The sequence below is a fragment of the Nocardia sp. NPDC058658 genome (genome assembly GCF_042716665.1).
GTDB lineage: Bacteria > Actinomycetota > Actinomycetes > Mycobacteriales > Mycobacteriaceae > Nocardia.
In genome coordinates this window covers 110,645-129,811 of record NZ_JBHXRR010000005.1, presented here as the reverse complement: position 1 = coordinate 129,811, position 19,167 = coordinate 110,645, and the positions used below count along the sequence as shown (strand labels likewise).

The following is a 19,167-nucleotide window of genomic DNA, read 5'->3' as shown; positions in this document are numbered from 1 at the left end:
ATGTGTGGTCGGTGGCTCGAGACGCCCCCTCGACGGCCCGCGGTGGGTGATCCGCGAACGCATCGATGGTGACGCAGCTTTCAGTGTGCCTCGAGTGTGACTGTCGCCTCACCGCTGCCCGCGATTACGGTGGTCTCATGGTGGCGACCCTGATCCTGATGCGGCACGGAAAATCGGCCTACCCCGACGGGGTGGACGACCACGCCCGCCCGCTGGCACCGCGTGGCGAACGCGAAGCGGCGCTGGCCGGTGACTGGCTGCGCGCCACCCAACCGCCGATCGACGCCGTGCGTTGTTCGACGGCCGAACGCACCAGACAGACGCTGGCCGTCACCGGCATCACCGCACCGGTCGAGTTCACCGACGACATCTACGACGCGAACCCGCACACCCTGATGGAACTGATCGGACTCACCGACGACTCGATCTCCACGCTGCTCGTCGTCGGCCACGTGCCCGGAATCCCCTGGACCGCATGGGAACTGGCGAGCAACCGCGAATCCGATCAGGCGACCGAACTCAGCCGCAAGTTCCCCACCTCGGCGCTGGCGGTGCTCGAATTCGACCGGCCGTGGGCACAACTGGGCCCCGGCACCGGCGAACTCACGTCATTCCACGTGCCGCGCTGAGTCCGTTTCGGGCGCGTTCACTTCAGTAACTTGCCGCCGACGACGACGCCGACGCCGAGCAGCACGAGCAGCAGGAGCGCGACGAATCCGTTCGTCAACGCCCAGACCACGCCGAGCACGAGTACCACCGGCGCCACCGCGATCGCGGTGATCACCGGACTCTCCTTGACCGTTTCCCAAGCCGAACGGGCCCTGACGCGGTCGATGTCCTTACCAGCCATGTGATCCACACTACGTTTCTGTCGGTGCCCGGTGTCATGCTTGCCCGCATGGATTGGAAAATCGAACTCGTTGCCATCCCGGTCACCGATGTCGACCGGGCCAAAGACTTCTACGTCAGTATCGGCTTCAACGCCGACCACGACCACACCCCGAGCCCGGATATCCGGTTCGTGCAGCTCACCCCGCCGGGTTCGGGGTGTTCGATCTGCATCGGGCGCGGGCTCACCAAGGCGGCGCCGGGCAGCGTCGAGGGCATGCAGATGGTCGTTGCCAGCGCCGACAAGGCCTATGAACAGCTGATCGCCGCAGGCGTGGAGGCCACTCCCGTCGAGGACATGGGCTGGGGCCGGTTCACCTTCTTCGCCGATCCCGACGGCAACAAGTGGGCCATCCAAGAGCTGCCGAACTACAGCTGAATTCGCTCGCCCGTGAGAACAATTCTTGCTTGGAGTGCACTCCAGGTGGATAGCTTCGAGGCAGTTCCACGGGAAAGGACGAGCACGATGGATCACGACGCCGCCCTGCGCGCCGACAGCGACGACGAACACGAGCGCCCGAAGTACTCGATCGGCCAGGTAGCCGAGCGTTCGGGCCTCAGTCGCGACACCCTGCGCTGGTACGAGCGGATCGGGCTGATGGGCTACATCGGCCGCGATCACACCGGCAACCGCCGGTTCAGCGACCGCGACCTGGAGTGGCTGGCGCTGATCGGACGGCTGCGTCTGACCGGCATGCCGGTGGCCGACATGATCCGCTACGCCGAACTGGTGCGGGCCGGGGAACAGACCTACCCGGAACGGCTGGAGATGTTCCGGCAGACCAGATCCGACGTGCTCGACAAGATCGCGGAACTCCAGCAGACCGTGGCCGTGCTCGACTACAAGATCGCGATCTACGAAGGACGATCCGATGCGTCGCGCCCGGCCACGATCACCGTGCCACCGAGCGAAGGAAGCGATACATGAGCACCACCGCGACACTGCCGACCACCACTCTCGGTACCGACGGTCCGATCGTCGGTACGCAAGGACTCGGCTGCATGGGCATCAGCGAGTTCTACGGCGATACCGATGCGGGCGAATCGCGGGCCACCCTCGACCACGCACTCGAACTCGGCGTCACCCTGTTCGACACCGCCGACGTGTACGGCTCGGGCCACAACGAGGAATTCCTGGCCGATTTCGTCCGCGCCAACCGCGACAACCTGCAGATCGCCACGAAATTCGGCATCGTGCGCAAGGCCGACGACCCGGCGTTCCGCGGCTTCGACAACTCCCCCGGCTACATCCGCGCCGCCGTCGAGGCCAGCCTGCGCAGGCTCGGCGTCGACACGATCGACCTGTATTACATGCACCGGCGCGACCCGCGCGTGCCGATCGAGGAGACCGTCGCCGCGATGGCCGAACTCGTCGCGGCGGGCAAGGTGCGTGCGCTCGGACTGTCGGAGGTGACCGGCGACGAACTGCGCGCCGCGCACGCGGTGCACCCGATCGCGGCGCTGCAGTCGGAGTGGTCGCTGTTCTCCCGCGATGTGGAGCGCACCGCGGTGCCCGCCGCGGCCGAACTGGGGGTGACGTTCGTTCCGTACTCGCCGCTGGGTCGCGGGTTCCTCACCGGTGCGTTCAAGTCGGCGAAAGAGCTGGGCGACAAGGACTTCCGCCAGTTCCAGCCGCGCTTCACCGGCGACAACGCCGAGCACAACACCGAGTTGCTGGCGCCGTTGGCCGCGATCGCCGCGGCGCACGACATCACGCAGGCGCAAGCCGCGCTGGCCTGGGTGCATGCGCGGGCGGGTGTGCACAACTTATCCGTGGTGCCGATCCCCGGCACTCGCAAGCGGAGCCGTCTCGCCGACAACGTCGCCGCGGCGTCGGTGCAGCTTTCCGCCGACGAGCTCGCGACGCTGGAACCTATCGCCGGGCAGGTGGCGGGTAACCGGTACGCGGACATGTCGTTCACTTCGGCCGGGCGCGAATAACTCCGGCCGGACGACGCGGGGCGACCTCGCCGATGCAGCCGTCGGGGAGGTCGCGGACCGCGTGGAATAGCGACTGGTCGCGAACAGTTCTTCTCGACGAACACAGGTCGGTGATCAACCGGGCCACTGCGTTCATGAACCGATCCGCAGTGCACCGGAACCGGTGCGGAAGGAGCACACGCAGATGACCGAGACCACCGAGGCGCAGCGTCGCGTCGTGCGCAATGTCGAGAAGAGCCGCTACGACGTGTTCTTCGACGATCAGCTCGCGGGCTTCACCGAGTACATCGAGCGCGACAACGACACCGATTTCATCCACACCGAGATCGACGACGCGTTCGCGGGCAAGGGGCTCGGCGGGGTGCTCGCCCGTCAGGCCGTCGAGGACGTGATCGCGCGCGAACGCACCATCACCGCGCACTGCCCGTTCATCCGCGGCTGGCTCGACAAGCATCCCGAGTACGACGCGCACGTGACGGGCAAGGGCATCGCGCGATGAGCGACCTGGAGGTCGACCCGGACGAGGCGCTGTGTGAGCCGTCGCCGCGCCCGGGTCCGATCACCGAGCTGTACCCGGCCAGGGAGGTGCCACTCGGCGGTGTGCGTGGTGTGTACGTGGAACGCACACTGCCGCAACGGGATCTACCGACCGTCGGGGCGTGGTGTTTCCTCGACCGCTTCGGCTCGGCCGCCGCGACCGAGGCGGGCGCCTCCCCCGACATCCTCCCGCACCCGCACATCGGCTTGCAGACGGTGACGTGGCCGCTCGACGGCCGCATCCGGCATCGCGATTCGGTGGGCTCCGATGTCGAGATCGAGCCGGGGCAGCTGAATCTGATGACCTCCGGTCGCGGCATCGCGCACTCGGAGTTCGCCGTGCCCGGCGCCGAGTCGGGCCACGGCCTCCAGTTGTGGATCGCCCTGCCCGGCACCGCGACCGGCGTCGATCCGCATTTCGAGCAGCATCGCGAACTGCCGATCTACGCGCAACCCGGACTGCGCGCCACCGTGCTGATCGGCTCACTGGGTGATGTCACGTCGCCGGCGAGGGCCTATACGCCGATCGTAGGGGCCGACATCGTGGTCGAGCCGGGTGCCGAAGTGCGGCTGCCGTTGGAGCAGACGTTCGAGTACGCGGTGCTGGTGATCGCGGGCACGGTCACCGTCGACGGCACCGAACTCGATCCGGGACCGCTGCTCTACCTGGGCACCGACCGGACCGAGCTGCACGTGACCAGCACCGGGGGCGCGCATTTCGCGCTGCTCGGCGGCGAACCCTTCGCCGAGGAACTGGTGATGTGGTGGAACTTCGTCGCCCGTAGTCACGACGAGATCGTCGAGGCCCGCGAAGCGTGGGAAGCCCGCGACACCAGCCGCTTTCCGCTGGTGGTCGGCCACAGTCCCGATGAGCGAATACCGGCCCCGCCATTACCGCCGTTGCGCTTGAAACCACGCAAACGAGCGACCGGCTGCGCTCACCACTGAGCGGCAACCCGATGCGAAGTCCTTGCACCGCATCGGGTTACGCAGTGTCAGCGCTCAGCGGCCAGCAGAGCGTCCAGCGCGCAGTAGCTGTCGTTGATGCCTGCCTCGCAGCCCGAGGCGACCATGCCCGCGCATTCCTCGGCGGTGTGGAAGATGCTGTCGGTGACGACCCTGGTGCGGCCGTCGCCGAGGTCGACGAAGGTGGTGGTGTCGATGCTGATGTGGGCGGGCATGCCGTCCCATTCGAAGGACTGCACGATGCGTTGCTTCGGGGTGATCTCGCGGAATCGGCCTTCGAAACCGAAGGTGTCGTCGCCGTCGTGTTCGACGAAGCGCCAGTGGCCGCCCTTGCGAAACTCCCAGCGCTCGACATCGACGACGTGACCACGCCCCCACCAGCGCGAGAGCTGTTCGATACGGCTGTAGGCGTCCCACACGCGGTCGAGCGGTGCGTCGAAATCGCGTTCGATGTGGAGTTCGCGGTCCGAGGACGTGAGGATCGTGGACTTGGTGGTTGTGCTCATCGCTCTGGCTCCGTTCGTTGCAGGAATTCACCGAGACGGTCCATCCGGGCCTCGAGCATCTGCCGATAACCCTGCATCCAGGCCACCTCCCGATCGAAGACGCGCTCGCAGATCCGGCAGTACCGCACCCGCCCACGCTTCTCGGTGACCACCATGCCTGCTTCCTCGAGCAGCCCGATGTGCTTGGAGATGCCGGTCAACGTCATCTCGAACCGCTCGGCCAACTCGCTGATACTCGCGGGCCCACGCCCGAGCTGCTCGAGGATGCCCCGCCGTGTGGGGTCCGCGAGCGCCCCGAACGAGGCATCCAGGAAGTCATACTGAACCATCTAGTTCAGTATGACGCGGCGCCCTCTTTCGGTCAAGGCCCCTTCGGCGAAAACCTGGACGGCGCCGAGATTGGCTACTACGCTCTGTCGTAGACAAGGTGGCGGACCGACCGAGGGGGAATCTCATGGACAAGACCACGTGCTGCATCGTTGGCGGCGGGCCTGCGGGGACGATGGCAGGCCTGCTACTGGCCAGAGCCGGGGTCGAAGTCACTGTGCTGGAAAAACATTCCGACTTCCTCCGAGATTTCCGTGGCGATTCGGTGCACCCGTCCACGGTGCGGTTGATCGACGAACTGGGGCTCGGCGCCGAGTTCGCCGAGTTGCCGCGCTCGGAGCTGAACCGGATGCACATGTACGCGGGCGACCGCATGGTGGCCGCCGCCGATTTTCGGCGGATTCCCGGCCGCTACCGACACATCGCCATGGTGCCGCAATGGGACTTTCTCGACCTGTTGACCAGGGCCGCCGCCGAAGAACCGACCTTCACCTTGCGCATGCGCTCGACCGCGACCGGAGTGATCGAGGAGGCAGGCCGGGTGACCGGCGTGCGCTGGCTCGACGCCGACAGCATCGAACACACACTGCGCGCCGACCTCGTGATCGCTTGCGACGGAAGAGATTCCGTGGTCCGCGAAGCAGCGGGGCTGCGTCAGCGGATGGAGGACGTGCCGATGGACATGTGGTTCTTCCGCATCCCGAAGGCGGTCGACGACGTCGACAGCGGGGCCGTGCAAGCTCGCTTCACCAATGGCAATTCCGCGGTGGCCATCGACCGCGGCGACTACTACCAGACCGGCTACATCATCGAAAAGGGCTGCGACGCACAGCTTCGCGCCGCCCACGACGTGGCGTGGCTGCGCGAGCGCGTCGCCGAACTGTTCGGCTGGTCCGCCGAATCGATGGCGGCGATCCGGACCTGGGACGACGTCAAGCTGCTCGAGGTCACGGTGGGCATGCTCGACCGGTGGTACGTGCCGGGGCTGCTGTGCATCGGCGACGCCGCGCACACGATGTCACCGGTCGGTGGGGTCGGGGTGAACCTCGCGGTGCAGGACGCCGTGGCTGCCGCGCGCATCCTGGCACAGCCGCTGCTCGACGGCACCGTGCAGACCACCGACCTGGAAAAAGTACAGCGCAGGCGACGACTGCCCGCGAGTTTCACCCAGCGATCCCAGCGCGGCGAACACGACATGCTCATCGCGCCCGCGTTGCGCGGAACCCTGCACACCGCACCCCTTCCGCTGCGCATCGTCGACGCCGTGCCCGCGCTCGCCGGCCTCACCGCCTATCTCGGCGGCATCGGCCTGCGCCCCGAGCACGCACCGGAGTTCGCGCGCCGACCGCGCATCGGCGCCCAACCGTCGAACGCGCGCCGCTGACCCGCGCGTACGGGCTTTCGCCGAACTGTCGGCTACGTCCCGAGGCCGGGCGTCGACCTCGCGCGTCGACGGGCTTTCCGAATCGCGCCGCAACGGCTAGGTTTGCCGCGAACGAACGGGACGAATCGGGCCCGGATGAAGCAGGAGGCTTGCGGGATGAGGATCGGCACTGGGGTCGGGGCGGCGCTGCTCGCGATGGGAGTCATCGTGGCGGCGGCGGGGAACGGGCACGCCGAGCCCAACCCGGCGGTCGTCGAACAGCAGGCCGCGGCGCCGTCGCTGCGCGGGGTCGACAAGGGCGTGAACTACCAGGTGAGCGCCACCGACGATCGACGCTCGGTGGTCACCACCATCGACACGGGCCGGTTCCAGCTCGTCCACGACGCGAAAGTCGTTGCGGTGACCGATGAATCGGGTGCGGTCCTCGCGGCGCTGCCGATGGTCGTGCGCATCGACGAGCACTCGGTGCCACTCACCCCGTCGATCGACGAGAAGGGCACCACCCTGACCCTCATCCCGGTCAGCGAATCCACCGCACCGGTGCGCGACATCAGCGCCCAGGAACGCTTCTTCGCCGAAACCCAGCGCCTGCAGCCACAGATCATCGAGGGAGCCGCCATCGGCGCGGCCATCGGTTTCGTGCTCGGCTTCCCGCTGGGGCTGTTCGTCCTGGACTTCATCACCGTCCCGGTCGCCACCGTCGCGGGTGCGGCGATCGGGGCGCTGGCCGCGTACGCGATGGCCGGTGGTCAGCCCGCGGTCGACACCGCGCTCGCCTACGTCACCGGGGCACCCTGACGGTTCGCCGCACGCGGCCACGCGCCGCTGGTTGTCAGCGGTTTCCGCTACCGTTGACACCAGGAGTCCGCACGGGTGGGTGGTGATGAGAGTGGAGTTCGACCCGCTGGCCGATATCGAACGCGCGCTGGCCGAACAGGCCGGGTGGACGTGGTTCGACGACTACCTGCTGTACACGTGTGGGGTGGCCGATCTGCTGGCGCGCGGTGAGGTGGCGCTGATCCCGCACACGGCCACGCGGGTGCGGACCGAGCCGGGGGAAGTCGCGTTGGCCGAGGGGGCGGTCAACTGGTACACGTGGCGGGCCACCGGCAACGGGAATTGGACGCCGAGCCAGGCCGCCGTCGCCGGGCCGACTCCGATCGCGGCCGCCGCGCAGTTGGGCAACGCCGTCGTGAACCGGACCCGGCGCACCCGGGCCGTGGCCGCCGCGCACCCGCGATGGGTGGCCGAACGGGCCGGGTCGGTGATGATCTCGGATCGGCGGCTGCACCTCACCAACCCGGATCGGTCGTTCTCGCTGTACTGGTCGGCACTCGAGTCCATCGACCTCACCGCACCGGATCGCGTCGGGTGCCGGTTCCCCGACCGAGACGGCAAACTGCAGCAGATCCAAGTCCAGACTCCGTGGGCAGCACTGCTTTTCGTCACCGCCGCGCTGCGGCACTTTCCGCACCATCCGCTGTTGAAGACCGGCACCTGGCTGCCCGCCGGGTTCGAGGACAAGTGTCATCTGGCGGGCAAGAAGTGTCCGAAAGTGCGCACGCTGGGATGAGACGTCCTCAGCGTTGACGTGCGCGGTAGGCGGCGACGGCGTTGCGGTTTCCGCAGGTGGTGCTGCAATAGCGGCGGGAGCGGTTGCGGGACAGGTCGAGGACGAGGCCCTCGCAGTCCGCGTCGGCACAGATCGACAGGCGACTCAGGTCGTCGGCGCGGATCAGGTCGATCATCGCCATGGCGGTTTCGACGGCGATGCGGACCGGGAGCGGGGCTTGCGGCGGGACGGCGTGCACGTGGTAGTCGACGTCGCCGTGGCGGACCAGCTGCGGCACGGCTCGGTGCTCGGCGAGGGTCTCGTTCACGAGCACGACGGCGGCATCGCGGTCGCTGGTGAGCATCGCGCGTAGGGGCGCACGCAATGCCCGGACAGCGGCCAGTTCGGCCGCGTCGCCGGCGTGGGCGCCGGTGTAGACGTGCCGGTGCAGGAACTCGGCGAGCTGGGCGGTCTCGGTGAGCGTGTCGGGGTCTTCTGCTGAGTTGACCAGCTCGACCGCCGCCAAGAGCGCCGCTTCGGTGTCATGAGCAAAAACCACGTTGACATATTACCTCAGCCTCCTTACCGTCATTAGTCATGGAGACTTTGACTCATGACGGTGCGGCCCGGAACCGAACCGGGTTGTTCTTCGCCCTCGCCTCCGCCACCTCGTTCGGCATGTCGGGGCCGCTCGCACGCGGACTCATGGACGCGGGCTGGAGTGCGGCCGCGGTGGTCGCCGCGCGCGTGCTGCTCGCCGGAGTCGTCCTGCTGCCCTTGGCAATTCACCAACTGCACGGCAACTGGCCACTGCTGCGCGCCAACGCGCGGCTCATCGCCGTCTACGGTTTGATCGCCGTGGCGGGCACCCAGCTCGCGTACTTCAACGCCGTCGCGCGCATGGAGGTCGGCACCGCATTGCTGATCGAATTCGCCGCCCCGATCGCCATCGTCGGCTGGCTGTGGGCGCGTCATCGTCAACGGCCCGGCGCGGCCACCATCGCGGGCGCGGCCCTCGGCATCACCGGCCTGATACTCGTTCTCGACGTGCTCTCCGGGGTCTCCACCGACCCGATCGGCATCGCGTGGGCACTGGGTTCGATGATCGGCGCTGCCGCCTACTTCCTGCTGTCCGCCGAGGGCGGCGCACTCCCCGGCACCGTCCTCGCCGCAGGCGGCCTCCTGATCGGCGGCCTCACCCTGCTCCTCGCAGGCGCCATCGGCATCGTCCCCCTCCACGCCACCACCAACCCCGCCGTCTTCGCCGACTTCACCACCCCCTGGTGGATCCCCATCCTGCTCATCGGCATAGTCACCGCCGCCATCGCCTACGTCACCGGCATAGCCGCCACCCGCCGCCTCGGCTCCCGCCTCGCCTCCTTCGTAGCCCTCACCGAAGTCCTGGCCGCCCTCATCTTCGCCTGGATCCTCCTAGCCGAAGCCCCCCGCCCGATCCAATTGCTCGGCGGCGCCTTGATCCTCATCGGCGTAATCACCGTCCGCCTCGGCGAACCCGCAACCGCCCTCGGCGACCCCGAGACGCCAGCAGACACCATTGAAGAGCTAAGAACTCCTACCCAACCCGGACCCCCGAGGATCGGAACACACCCATCAATATAAGTTCTGACTTATACTCGGACGTGTGGAATGGGAGATCGTGCTACTGGAGCCAGTCGATCACTGGTTCATGAAGCTGTGCGAGTCCGATCCGGCCTCGGCAGCCTTGATCGAGCAAGCGCTGGACCAACTCGCTGCCGTAGGCCCAGCACTGGGCCGACCTTTGGTCGATACCCTGGAGCACAGTCGGTTGAAGAATCTGAAGGAGTTACGTCCCGGTTCGAGTGGTCGGTCGGAAATCCGAATGCTGTTCGTGTTCGATCCCGATCGCCGCGCGATCATCCTGATCAGCGGCGACAAGACCGGGCGATGGTCCAAGTGGTACGACGACGCGATTCCGCTGGCCGAACACCGCTACGCCGACTATCGCGCTGATAGCGAGAAGGAGATCCGATGACTGGCGCACGAAGCTGGCGCGAAGTGAAAGAAGAAGCTCACCGGCTGCACCCTGAGCTGGCTGACCCCAAAGTCCAGGCAGCTGCGGCAGAACAGCTAGCGGGCCGCATCGCCGGACACCACCTCAAGGAACTCCGACAGGCGGTCGGAAAGACCCAGGCCGAACTCGCGGCCGCCCTCGGCGTAAGCCAGGCGCGTATTTCCCAAATCGAGAACGGCGACCTGGCGGCCATGGAACTCGACACCCTCCGCGCCTACGCCCGAGCCCTCGGCGGGCGAGTAGACATCAGCGTCAGCGTCGGGCCACACACGGTCAAGGTCGCTTGACTCACCACGGCGTGCCATTCCAGAGGCTCCATGAATTCGATCCGAACTACCGGTCGGAGTACTCCGCTTCGGTAATGGTCAGGGTCGTGCCGGGCATCGTGATCGTGGGGAGTTCGGTCTCGGAGTCCCAGGTGGCGGCGACATCACCTGCCGGGTAGGGAATGTCGTAGAACAAACCACGATTGGGTGCGATTCCGACGTGGAGGACGTACTCGGTGGACAACAACCCTGGCGTGGTGCGGTGGTACACGCAGTACGACCGACCCTGTTTCGGTTGAGCGTGTTCCGGGCGGCAACTCACGACCACCTGGTCCGAAATCGCGTGGGCGGCAATCTGATAGCCAGTGAATGCGATCGCCAGTACCCCGATCACCGCGAGCGCGACAACGACTATCTGAGACTTCATACCGCGACCGTACACAGAAAACGGCCCCCGCTCTCGAAAGAGCGGGGGCCGAAATCTGTTGGCTACCTACTGCTTAGCGGTAGTCGCTGAAGCCGTAGTCGTCCAGCGGCACTGCTGCGCCGGTGGAGGAGCCGAAGCTGTCCGGGGAGTAGTAGGTGTCGTCGTAGGACGGCACCGCGTACGCCGCGGCACGGGCTTCTTCGGTCGGCTGCACCGTGATGTTGCGGTAACGGTTGATACCGGTACCGGCCGGGATGAGCTTACCGATGATGACGTTTTCCTTCAGGCCGATCAGCTTGTCGGAGCGGCAGTTGATCGCCGCGTCCGTCAGCACTCGGGTGGTCTCCTGGAAGGAAGCCGCCGACAGCCACGAATCGGTGGCAAGCGACGCCTTGGTGATACCCATCAGCACCGGACGGCCCGAGGCCGGCTCGCGGCCTTCGGCCACCACGCGACGGTTCGAGTTCTCGAACTCGGCACGCTCGGTGAGCGAGCCGGGCAGGAACTCGGTCGCACCCGAATCGATGATCGTCACGCGACGCAGCATCTGGCGAACGATGACCTCGATGTGCTTGTCGTGGATCGACACACCCTGCGAGCGGTAGACCTCCTGGACCTCGTGGACCAGGTGGACCTGCACCTGACGGGGACCCATCACGCGCAGCACCTCGTGCGGATCGGCAGCGCCCTCGAGCAGCTGCTGACCCACCTCCACGTGGTCACCGTCGGCCAGCAGACGCTCGGAGCCGTCGTCGTGCTTGAAGACCCGCAGACGCTGACGCTTCGAGAGCTTGTCGTAGACGACTTCCTCGGACCCGTCATCAGGGATGATCGTGATCTTGTAGAAGCGATCGTCGTCCTCGAGACGCACCCGACCCGAGACCTCCGCGATCGGCGCCTTGCCCTTGGGGACACGGGCCTCGAAGAGCTCCTGAACACGCGGCAGACCACCGGTGATGTCGTCGCCGGCGACGCCACCCTGGTGGAAGGTACGCATGGTCAGCTGGGTACCGGGCTCACCGATGGACTGGGCCGCGACGATGCCGACGGCCTCGCCGATATCGACCAGCTTGCCGGTGGCCATCGAACGGCCGTAGCAGGTGGCGCAGACGCCGGTGCCGGTGGTGCAGGTCAGCACGGAGCGGACCTTCACCTCGGTGATACCGGCCTCGAGCAGCGCCTCCAGCGCGGGATCGCCGAGGTCGGCGCCCTTCGCCACGATGACGTTGCCCTTGGCGTCGACCGCGTCCTGCGCCAACGTACGGGCGAAGGTCGAGGTTTCCACGTGCGCGTCACGGATGATCGTGCCGTCGGCCAGCTTCTCCGCGATCGGCACCACGATGCCGCGCTCGGTGCCACAGTCCTCTTCGCGGACGATGACGTCCTGCGACACGTCCACCAGACGACGGGTCAGGTAACCCGAGTCGGCGGTACGAAGCGCGGTGTCGGCCAGACCCTTACGAGCACCGTGGGTGTTGATGAAGTACTCGAGCACGGTCAGGCCCTCACGGAACGAGGACTTGATCGGGCGCGGGATGAACTCACCCTTCGGGTTCGTCACCAGGCCCTTCATACCCGCGAGGGTACGAGTCTGGGTGAAGTTACCCGTGGCGCCGGAGTCGACGATCGTGATGATCGGGTTGTCCGGCGGGTAGTGGGTCCGCAGCGCGGCGCCCACTTCCTCGGTGGCTTCCTGCCAGATCTTGACGAGCGCGTTGTTGCGCTCGGCGTGATCGAGCGCACCACGCTGGTACTTCTTCTCGATCAGGTCCGCCATGGCCTCATAGCGTTCCATGATCTCGGGCTTCTCCGGCGGAACGAGCACGTCCGACATGGAGACGGTGACACCCGAACGCGTGGCCCAGTAGAAGCCGGCGTCCTTGAGCTTGTCGACGGTCTGCGCGACGACGATCATCGGGTAACGCTCAGCGAGATCGTTGATGATCGTGGCCTGACGCTTCTTCGGCATCGGCTCGTTGATGAACGCGTAGTCCGCCGGAAGCAGCTCGTTGAAGATCACGCGACCCAGCGTGGTCTCGGCCAGCCAGGCCTCGCCACGCTTCCAGCCATCCGGGAACAGCTCGTTCTCGATGTCACGCGGCGGGCGCTGCTCGGTCAGTCGCACCTTGATGGTGGACCGCACGGTCAGCTCGCCACGATCGACGGCCATCTGCGCCTCGGCGGGCGAGGAGTACACGCCGTACTCCGGCACGTCCTTGGCGCCTGCCTTGTACGTGCCCGCACCGTTCTCGTCGAGACGAGTCAGGTAGAACAGGCCCGTCACCATGTCCAGACGCGGCATCGCCAGTGGGCGACCCGACGCCGGGGACAGGATGTTGTTCGACGACAGCATCAGGATGCGTGCCTCGGCCTGCGCCTCCGCGGACAGCGGAAGGTGCACGGCCATCTGGTCACCGTCGAAGTCGGCGTTGAACGCCTCACACACGAGCGGGTGCAGCTGAATGGCCTTGCCTTCGACCAGCTGGGGCTCGAAGGCCTGGATACCCAGGCGGTGCAGGGTGGGCGCGCGGTTCAGCATCACCGGGTGCTCGGCGATGACCTCTTCGAGGACATCCCACACCTGGGCACGCTGACGCTCGACCATCCGCTTGGCGGACTTGATGTTCTGCGCGTGGTTCAGATCCACCAGACGCTTCATCACGAACGGCTTGAACAGCTCGAGCGCCATCAGCTTCGGCAGACCACACTGGTGCAGCTTCAGCTGCGGACCGACGACGATGACCGAACGGCCCGAGTAGTCGACGCGCTTGCCGAGCAGGTTCTGACGGAAACGACCCTGCTTGCCCTTGAGCAGATCGCTCAGCGACTTCAGCGGGCGGTTACCCGGTCCGGTGACCGGACGGCCACGACGGCCGTTGTCGAACAGGGCGTCGACCGACTCCTGCAGCATCCGCTTCTCGTTGTTGACGATGATCTCGGGCGCACCGAGATCGATCAGTCGCTTGAGGCGGTTGTTGCGGTTGATCACGCGGCGGTACAGGTCGTTCAGGTCGGAGGTGGCGAAACGGCCACCGTCGAGCTGAACCATCGGACGCAGCTCCGGCGGGATCACCGGAACAGCGTCCAGCACCATGCCCATCGGCGAGTTGCCGTTGGTCTGGAAGGCCGCGACGACCTTCAGACGCTTGAGCGCACGCAGCTTCTTCTGGCCCTTGCCGCTGCGAATGGTCTCGCGCAGCTTCTCGGCCTCGGCGTTGATGTCGAAGTTCTCCATCAGCTTCTGGATGGACTCCGCACCCATGGCGCCGGTGAAGTACTCGCCGTAACGGTCGACGAGCTCGCGGTACAGCACCTCGTCGACGATGAGCTGCTGAACCGACAGCTTGGTGAAGGTGGTCCAGATCTCGTCGAGACGGTCCAGTTCACGCTGCGAGCGGTCGCGCAGCTGACGCATTTCGCGCTCGCCGCCGTCCTTGACCTTGCGACGCACGTCGGACTTGGCGCCCTCGGCTTCCAGCTCGGCCAGATCGGCCTCGAGCTTCTGCGCGCGGGCTTCGAGGTCGGCGTCGCGCTGATCGGCGACAGCCTTCTTCTCGACCTCCATCTCGGCTTCGAGCGTGGAGAGCTCGTTGTGACGCAGCTCCTCGTCGACACCGACGATGACGTAGGCGGCGAAGTAGATGATCTTCTCGAGATCCTTCGGCGCCAGGTCGAGCAGGTAACCCAAGCGCGACGGAACGCCCTTGAAGTACCAGATGTGGGTAACGGGAGCGGCCAGCTCGATGTGGCCCATCCGCTCACGACGCACCTTGGCGCGAGTTACCTCGACACCACAGCGCTCACAGATGATGCCCTTGAAGCGGACACGCTTGTACTTGCCGCAGTAGCACTCCCAGTCCCGGGTGGGACCGAAGATCTTCTCGCAGAAGAGCCCGTCCTTCTCCGGCTTGAGCGTGCGGTAGTTGATGGTCTCCGGCTTCTTGACCTCGCCGTAGGACCACTGGCGGATGTCGTCGGCGGAGGCAAGGCCGATCCGGAGTTCATCGAAGAAGTTGACGTCTAGCACGTAACTTCCTTTCCCCTATTCGGGTCGAATTCGAGCAAAAGTTCACTAGTTCGGTCGATCGCGGACCGCGCGGGCGGCTGTCCTTTTCCACAGGACAGCCGCACCGCGCTTACCACCTAGTTCGCCAGATCGTCGATGGTTGCGGCTTCGTTCCTGGACAGGTTGATGCCCAGGTTCGCGGCCGCGCGCTCCAGATCCTCGTCTTCGCCGCCGCCCATCTCGATCGCGGCGCCGTCCGAAGACAGCACCTCGACATTGAGGCACAGCGACTGGAGTTCCTTGAGGAGCACCTTGAACGACTCCGGAATGCCCGGCTCCGGAATGTTCTCGCCCTTGACGATGGCCTCGTAGACCTTCACGCGGCCGACCACGTCGTCGGACTTGATGGTCAGGAGTTCCTGCAGCGTGTACGCCGCGCCGTAGGCCTGCATGGCCCAGCACTCCATCTCACCGAAACGCTGACCACCGAACTGCGCCTTACCACCCAGCGGCTGCTGGGTGATCATCGAGTACGGACCGGTCGAACGGGCGTGGATCTTGTCGTCGACCAGGTGGTGCAGCTTCAGGATGTACATGTAACCGACCGCGACCGGGTACGGGAACGGCTCACCCGAACGACCGTCGAACAGCGTCGACTTGCCGTCGGCGTTGACCATCCGCTCACCGTCACGGTTGGGCAGGGTCGAACCCAGCAGACCGGTCAGCTCGTCATCCTTGGCACCGTCGAAGACGGGCGTGGCGATGTTCGAGTCGGCCGGCGCGGCCAGCATCTCCTCGGGCAGCGTGGCTGCCCATTCGGGACGGGTGCCGTCCGCGGCCACGTCGATGTTCCAGCCGGCCTTACCGATCCACCCGAGATGGGTTTCCAGGATCTGGCCGATGTTCATACGACGGGGCACACCGTGGGTGTTCAGGATGATGTCGACCGGCGTGCCGTCGGGCATGAACGGCATGTCCTCGATGGGGAGGATCTTGCCGATGACGCCCTTGTTGCCGTGGCGACCGGCGAGCTTGTCGCCGTCCTGGATCTTGCGCTTCTGGGCCACGTAGACGCGGACCAGCTCGTTCACGCCGGGAGGCAGATCGTCGTCGTCCTCACGCGAGAACACGCGAATGCCGATGACCTTGCCGGACTCACCGTGGGGCACCTTGAGCGAGGTGTCGCGAACTTCGCGAGCCTTCTCACCGAAGATGGCACGCAGCAGACGCTCTTCCGGGGTGAGCTCGGTCTCGCCCTTGGGCGTGACCTTGCCGACCAGGATGTCGCCGTCGCGAACCTCGGCACCGATGCGGATGATGCCGCGCTCGTCGAGGTCGGCGAGGACCTCGTCGGAGACGTTCGGGATATCGCGAGTGATCTCCTCGGCACCGAGCTTGGTGTCGCGGGCATCGATCTCGTGCTCTTCGATGTGGATCGAGGTGAGAACGTCCTCTTCCACGAGGCGCTGCGACAGGATGATCGCGTCCTCGTAGTTGTGGCCTTCCCACGGCATGATCGCGACGAGCAAGTTCTTGCCCAGCGCCATCTCACCGTTCTCGGTGCAGGGGCCGTCCGCGAGGACCTGCCCCTTCTCCACCCGATCGCCCTCGTCCACGATCGGACGCTGGTTCGAGCAGGTGCCCTGGTTCGACCGGTTGAACTTGCGCATCCGGTAGGACTTGCGGCTGCCGTCGTCGGCCATCACGGTGACGTAATCGGCCGAGACCTCTTCGACCACACCGGGCTTCTCGTTGATCACGACGTCGCCCGCGTCGACGGCTGCGCGCAGCTCCATGCCGGTGCCCACGATCGGGGACTCGGAACGGATCAGCGGCACGGCCTGACGCTGCATGTTCGCACCCATGAGGGCACGGTTGGCATCGTCGTGCTCGAGGAACGGGATCATGGCCGTCGCGACCGACACCATCTGGCGCGGCGAGATGTCCATGAAGTCGACCTGCGCCGGCGACACGAACTCGACCTCTTCGCCCTGACGGCGAACGAGCACCTTCTCCTCGAGGAAGCGACCTTCGGCGTCGACCGGGGAGTTGGCCTGCGCGCGAACGTAGCGGTCTTCCTCGTCGGCGGTCAGGTACTTGACCACGTCGGTGACCTTGCCGTCGACAACCTTCTGGTACGGCGTCTCGATGAAGCCGAACGGGTTGACCCGCGCGTACACCGACAGCGAACCGATCAGGCCGATGTTCGGGCCTTCCGGGGTCTCGATCGGGCACATGCGGCCGTAGTGCGACGGGTGGACGTCACGAACTTCCAGACCGGCACGCTCACGGGACAGACCACCGGGGCCAAGCGCCGACAGGCGGCGCTTGTGGGTCAGACCCGACAGCGGGTTGTTCTGGTCCATGAACTGCGACAGCTGCGAAGTTCCGAAGAACTCCTTGATCGCCGCGACGACCGGGCGGATGTTGATCAGGGTCTGCGGCGTGATCGCCTCGACGTCCTGAGTCGTCATCCGCTCACGAACGACACGCTCCATGCGGGACAGGCCCACGCGGATCTGGTTCTGGATGAGCTCACCGACGGTGCGCAGACGACGGTTACCGAAGTGGTCGATGTCGTCGATCTCGACGGGGACCTCTTCACCGCCGGGGGCGGTCATCGTGCGGTCACCGGCGTGCAGACGCACCAGGTACTCGATGGTGTCGACGATGTCTTCCTTGGTGAGAACCGAGGAGGTCACCGGCTCGTGCACGTGGATGCCGAGCTTCTTGTTGATCTTGTAGCGACCGACGCGGGCCAGGTCGTAGCGCTTCTCCTTGAAGAACAGGTTCTCCAGCAGAGTCTGCGCGGACTCCTTGGTCGGCGGCTCGCCCGGACGCAGCTTGCGGTAGATGTCGAGCAGCGCCTCGTCCTGGCCGGGCGTGCTGTCCTTCTCCAGGGTGGACATCATGATCTCGGAGAAGCCGAAACGCTCGACGATCTCCTCGGTCGTCCAACCCAGCGCCTTGAGCAGCACGGTGACCGGCTGCCGGCGCTTGCGGTCGATACGGACACCGACGGTGTCGCGCTTGTCGACGTCGAACTCGAGCCACGCACCACGCGACGGGATAACCCGGACGCTGTGCAGGTCCTTCTCGGTGGTCTTGTCGATGTTGTGATCGAAGTAGACGCCCGGGGAGCGGACCAGCTGCGAGACGACGACACGCTCGGTGCCGTTGATGATGAAGGTGCCCTTGTCGGTCATCATGGGGAAATCGCCCATGAACACCGTCTGGCTCTTGATCTCGCCGGTGTTGTTGTTGATGAACTCCGCGGTGACGAACAACGGCGCCGCGTAGGTCATGTCCTTCTCTTTGCACTCATCGATGGAGGCCTTGACCTCTTCGAAGCGCGGATCAGAGAACGACAGGGACATGGAACCGGAGAAGTCCTCGATCGGCGAGAGCTCTTCGAGCACCTCCTCGAGGCCGCCTGCGAGACCGACGTCGCCGCGAGCGGCTGCCTTCTCACGCCAGTCGGGTGTACCGACCAGCCAGGCGAACGAGTCCGTTTGTAGGTCGAGAAGTCCGGGCACCTCGAGGGGCTCTCGGATCTTCGCGAATGAAACCCTCAACGGGGCTCCGGGGATACCAGCCTTGGTCTGGGTGGAGACTGCCAAGATGCGTCCTTCCAGCACCTCACGCGCGTCGCGTGGTGGTCCGCGACCGTCGCTTGTCTGCTACGAGTTCCGCTGGTTACGCACCCGATCGAAACCAGAACAAGCAGCAGCGGAAGTAACACCGGAAGGGTGGAACTTTCGTGTGCGAATCAAGGTGTGGACAGGAGGCAGCCAGCGCAACGTCCAAACTTACACCCCTAGACAAGGGAGTGTCAACATACCATCCGTGTGACCGCTCGCACGGGATAACGCGCCGAACCCTGAACGCTGGCCGCGTCGGGATTCCTCACCGCCCTGCGCCCTGCTGGCCGCCCCCCGAGCCGACCGTTCAGTAAGCACCCGAGTCCACCATCAGCTCGCGCTGGGTCCACCCTCAGTTGGCGCTGAGCCCTCTATTCAACTGGCGCTGAGTCCACCTTCAGCTGGCGCTGGCCCTTGGATATCACTGGCGCTGGTGCCCCTCAACAGCTCACGCTGTTGAGACAAGGGTGACGGTTCGCGGGCGCCTCGTCAAGTGGCGCGGGTAGGTCTGTTCCCGATGCGAGATCGCCTGGCGCGCTGGGAATCCCCGTCCCGCGCCGCGGTCATTTTACTCGCGACACGCCGTGCGCGCCAGCCCGCTGACGGCCGGTCGGCAACTGTTTTCCGCCCTGTCACGCAGAAGAGCCCCGGCCGTAGGCCGAGGCTCATCCGA

At 65.9% G+C, this 19,167-nt stretch carries 20 protein-coding genes; 12 read left to right on the top strand and 8 right to left on the bottom strand.

Annotated elements, in window-relative coordinates:
• Nucleotides 1–137 precede the first annotated feature (137 nt).
• Nucleotides 138–629: a SixA phosphatase family protein gene (locus ACFWUP_RS11265; RefSeq protein WP_379233128.1), complete on the top strand. Its 492-nt coding sequence runs from the start codon at nt 138–140 to the stop codon at nt 627–629.
• 17 nt (nt 630–646) lie between these two features.
• Here the strand turns inward: ACFWUP_RS11265 and ACFWUP_RS11260 are convergent, their stop codons facing one another.
• Nucleotides 647–850 carry a hypothetical protein gene (locus tag ACFWUP_RS11260; protein WP_379233126.1) on the bottom strand — a complete coding sequence of 68 codons (204 nt, stop codon included), beginning with the start codon at nt 848–850 and terminating at the stop codon, nt 647–649.
• Nucleotides 851–898: 48 nt separating this feature from the next.
• Here ACFWUP_RS11260 and ACFWUP_RS11255 point away from each other — a divergent pair, with 48 nt between their 5' ends.
• The 3 genes from ACFWUP_RS11255 (at nt 899) to ACFWUP_RS11245 (ending at nt 2,829) form a co-directional block, all read left to right on the top strand.
• Nucleotides 899–1,267, top strand: a complete 369-nt coding sequence (locus ACFWUP_RS11255; protein ID WP_379233124.1) for a VOC family protein — start codon at nt 899–901, stop codon at nt 1,265–1,267.
• Between the two features lie 87 nt (nt 1,268–1,354).
• Complete coding sequence (locus tag ACFWUP_RS11250; RefSeq protein ID WP_379233122.1) at nt 1,355–1,816, top strand: MerR family transcriptional regulator; 462 nt, start codon at nt 1,355–1,357, stop codon at nt 1,814–1,816.
• Nucleotides 1,813–2,829, top strand: a complete 1,017-nt coding sequence (locus ACFWUP_RS11245) for an aldo/keto reductase (RefSeq protein ID WP_379233120.1) — start codon at nt 1,813–1,815, stop codon at nt 2,827–2,829. The genes ACFWUP_RS11250 and ACFWUP_RS11245 overlap by 4 nt, the downstream gene beginning before the upstream one ends.
• On the opposite strand, the gene ACFWUP_RS11240 is transcribed toward ACFWUP_RS11245, so the two are convergent.
• A complete protein-coding gene (locus tag ACFWUP_RS11240) occupies nt 2,807–2,965 on the bottom strand; it encodes a hypothetical protein (RefSeq protein WP_379233118.1) in 159 nt (52 codons plus the stop codon). The two genes, ACFWUP_RS11245 and ACFWUP_RS11240, sit on opposite strands and share 23 nt — an antisense overlap.
• Nucleotides 2,966–3,013: 48 nt before the next feature.
• On the opposite strand from ACFWUP_RS11240, the gene ACFWUP_RS11235 reads away from it, so the two are divergent.
• Both ACFWUP_RS11235 and ACFWUP_RS11230 read left to right on the top strand, forming a co-directional pair.
• Complete coding sequence (locus ACFWUP_RS11235) at nt 3,014–3,328, top strand: GNAT family N-acetyltransferase (protein ID WP_379233116.1); 315 nt, start codon at nt 3,014–3,016, stop codon at nt 3,326–3,328.
• Complete coding sequence (locus ACFWUP_RS11230) at nt 3,325–4,314, top strand: pirin family protein (protein WP_379233115.1); 990 nt, start codon at nt 3,325–3,327, stop codon at nt 4,312–4,314. Before ACFWUP_RS11235 ends, ACFWUP_RS11230 begins: the two co-directional genes overlap by 4 nt.
• Nucleotides 4,315–4,361: 47 nt before the next feature.
• Here ACFWUP_RS11230 and ACFWUP_RS11225 read toward each other — a convergent pair whose 3' ends face one another.
• A complete protein-coding gene (locus ACFWUP_RS11225; protein ID WP_379233113.1) occupies nt 4,362–4,838 on the bottom strand; it encodes an SRPBCC family protein in 477 nt (158 codons plus the stop codon).
• Nucleotides 4,835–5,167 (bottom strand): ArsR/SmtB family transcription factor, encoded by a 333-nt coding sequence (locus ACFWUP_RS11220; protein ID WP_379233111.1) that lies wholly within the window; start codon nt 5,165–5,167, stop codon nt 4,835–4,837. Before ACFWUP_RS11220 ends, ACFWUP_RS11225 begins: the two co-directional genes overlap by 4 nt.
• Before the next feature lie 125 nt (nt 5,168–5,292).
• Here ACFWUP_RS11220 and ACFWUP_RS11215 point away from each other — a divergent pair, with 125 nt between their 5' ends.
• From ACFWUP_RS11215 to ACFWUP_RS11205, 3 genes are all read left to right on the top strand, one after another.
• Nucleotides 5,293–6,549 carry an FAD-dependent oxidoreductase gene (locus tag ACFWUP_RS11215; protein WP_379233109.1) on the top strand — a complete coding sequence of 419 codons (1,257 nt, stop codon included), beginning with the start codon at nt 5,293–5,295 and terminating at the stop codon, nt 6,547–6,549.
• Between the two features lie 156 nt (nt 6,550–6,705).
• Nucleotides 6,706–7,347 carry a hypothetical protein gene (locus tag ACFWUP_RS11210; protein WP_379233107.1) on the top strand — a complete coding sequence of 214 codons (642 nt, stop codon included), beginning with the start codon at nt 6,706–6,708 and terminating at the stop codon, nt 7,345–7,347.
• Nucleotides 7,348–7,432: 85 nt separating this feature from the next.
• Nucleotides 7,433–8,122 (top strand): hypothetical protein, encoded by a 690-nt coding sequence (locus ACFWUP_RS11205; RefSeq protein WP_379233105.1) that lies wholly within the window; start codon nt 7,433–7,435, stop codon nt 8,120–8,122.
• A gap of 7 nt (nt 8,123–8,129) precedes the next feature.
• Here ACFWUP_RS11205 and ACFWUP_RS11200 read toward each other — a convergent pair whose 3' ends face one another.
• Nucleotides 8,130–8,660 carry a CGNR zinc finger domain-containing protein gene (locus tag ACFWUP_RS11200; protein WP_379233104.1) on the bottom strand — a complete coding sequence of 177 codons (531 nt, stop codon included), beginning with the start codon at nt 8,658–8,660 and terminating at the stop codon, nt 8,130–8,132.
• A 38-nt stretch (nt 8,661–8,698) separates the two neighbouring features.
• On the opposite strand from ACFWUP_RS11200, the gene ACFWUP_RS11195 reads away from it, so the two are divergent.
• From ACFWUP_RS11195 to ACFWUP_RS11185, 3 genes are read left to right on the top strand one after another with little or no spacing between them, the layout of a single operon-like run.
• Entirely contained in the window at nt 8,699–9,721 is a 1,023-nt protein-coding gene (locus ACFWUP_RS11195) for a DMT family transporter (RefSeq protein ID WP_379233102.1), read from the top strand.
• Between the two features lie 22 nt (nt 9,722–9,743).
• Complete coding sequence (locus ACFWUP_RS11190) at nt 9,744–10,115, top strand: type II toxin-antitoxin system RelE/ParE family toxin (protein ID WP_379233101.1); 372 nt, start codon at nt 9,744–9,746, stop codon at nt 10,113–10,115.
• Nucleotides 10,112–10,441, top strand: a complete 330-nt coding sequence (locus tag ACFWUP_RS11185; protein ID WP_379233099.1) for a helix-turn-helix transcriptional regulator — start codon at nt 10,112–10,114, stop codon at nt 10,439–10,441. The genes ACFWUP_RS11190 and ACFWUP_RS11185 overlap by 4 nt, the downstream gene beginning before the upstream one ends.
• A 46-nt stretch (nt 10,442–10,487) precedes the next feature.
• On the opposite strand, the gene ACFWUP_RS11180 is transcribed toward ACFWUP_RS11185, so the two are convergent.
• From ACFWUP_RS11180 to ACFWUP_RS11170, 3 genes are all read right to left on the bottom strand, one after another.
• Nucleotides 10,488–10,847 (bottom strand): hypothetical protein, encoded by a 360-nt coding sequence (locus tag ACFWUP_RS11180; RefSeq protein WP_379233097.1) that lies wholly within the window; start codon nt 10,845–10,847, stop codon nt 10,488–10,490.
• A 73-nt stretch (nt 10,848–10,920) separates the two neighbouring features.
• A complete protein-coding gene (locus tag ACFWUP_RS11175; protein ID WP_379233095.1) occupies nt 10,921–14,874 on the bottom strand; it encodes a DNA-directed RNA polymerase subunit beta' in 3,954 nt (1,317 codons plus the stop codon).
• A 116-nt stretch (nt 14,875–14,990) separates the two neighbouring features.
• Nucleotides 14,991–18,491 (bottom strand): DNA-directed RNA polymerase subunit beta, encoded by a 3,501-nt coding sequence (locus tag ACFWUP_RS11170; RefSeq protein ID WP_379233093.1) that lies wholly within the window; start codon nt 18,489–18,491, stop codon nt 14,991–14,993.
• Nucleotides 18,492–19,167 lie beyond the last annotated feature (676 nt).

Excerpts from the sequence above, each read along its gene's own strand:
- ACFWUP_RS11265 (WP_379233128.1), top strand. The coding sequence starts at position 138 with ATGGTGGCGACCCTGATCCTGATGCGGCACGGAAAATCGGCCTACCCC.
- ACFWUP_RS11185 (WP_379233099.1), top strand. The coding sequence starts at position 10,112 with ATGACTGGCGCACGAAGCTGGCGCGAAGTGAAAGAAGAAGCTCACCGG.
- ACFWUP_RS11235 (WP_379233116.1), top strand. The coding sequence starts at position 3,014 with ATGACCGAGACCACCGAGGCGCAGCGTCGCGTCGTGCGCAATGTCGAG.
- ACFWUP_RS11245 (WP_379233120.1), top strand. The coding sequence starts at position 1,813 with ATGAGCACCACCGCGACACTGCCGACCACCACTCTCGGTACCGACGGT.
- ACFWUP_RS11260 (WP_379233126.1), bottom strand. The coding sequence starts at position 850 with ATGGCTGGTAAGGACATCGACCGCGTCAGGGCCCGTTCGGCTTGGGAA.
- ACFWUP_RS11210 (WP_379233107.1), top strand. The coding sequence starts at position 6,706 with ATGAGGATCGGCACTGGGGTCGGGGCGGCGCTGCTCGCGATGGGAGTC.
- ACFWUP_RS11205 (WP_379233105.1), top strand. The coding sequence starts at position 7,433 with ATGAGAGTGGAGTTCGACCCGCTGGCCGATATCGAACGCGCGCTGGCC.
- ACFWUP_RS11225 (WP_379233113.1), bottom strand. The coding sequence starts at position 4,838 with ATGAGCACAACCACCAAGTCCACGATCCTCACGTCCTCGGACCGCGAA.
- ACFWUP_RS11180 (WP_379233097.1), bottom strand. The coding sequence starts at position 10,847 with ATGAAGTCTCAGATAGTCGTTGTCGCGCTCGCGGTGATCGGGGTACTG.
- ACFWUP_RS11255 (WP_379233124.1), top strand. The coding sequence starts at position 899 with ATGGATTGGAAAATCGAACTCGTTGCCATCCCGGTCACCGATGTCGAC.
- ACFWUP_RS11230 (WP_379233115.1), top strand. The coding sequence starts at position 3,325 with ATGAGCGACCTGGAGGTCGACCCGGACGAGGCGCTGTGTGAGCCGTCG.
- ACFWUP_RS11250 (WP_379233122.1), top strand. The coding sequence starts at position 1,355 with ATGGATCACGACGCCGCCCTGCGCGCCGACAGCGACGACGAACACGAG.
- ACFWUP_RS11215 (WP_379233109.1), top strand. The coding sequence starts at position 5,293 with ATGGACAAGACCACGTGCTGCATCGTTGGCGGCGGGCCTGCGGGGACG.
- ACFWUP_RS11195 (WP_379233102.1), top strand. The coding sequence starts at position 8,699 with ATGGAGACTTTGACTCATGACGGTGCGGCCCGGAACCGAACCGGGTTG.
- ACFWUP_RS11240 (WP_379233118.1), bottom strand. The coding sequence starts at position 2,965 with ATGAACGCAGTGGCCCGGTTGATCACCGACCTGTGTTCGTCGAGAAGA.
- ACFWUP_RS11220 (WP_379233111.1), bottom strand. The coding sequence starts at position 5,167 with ATGGTTCAGTATGACTTCCTGGATGCCTCGTTCGGGGCGCTCGCGGAC.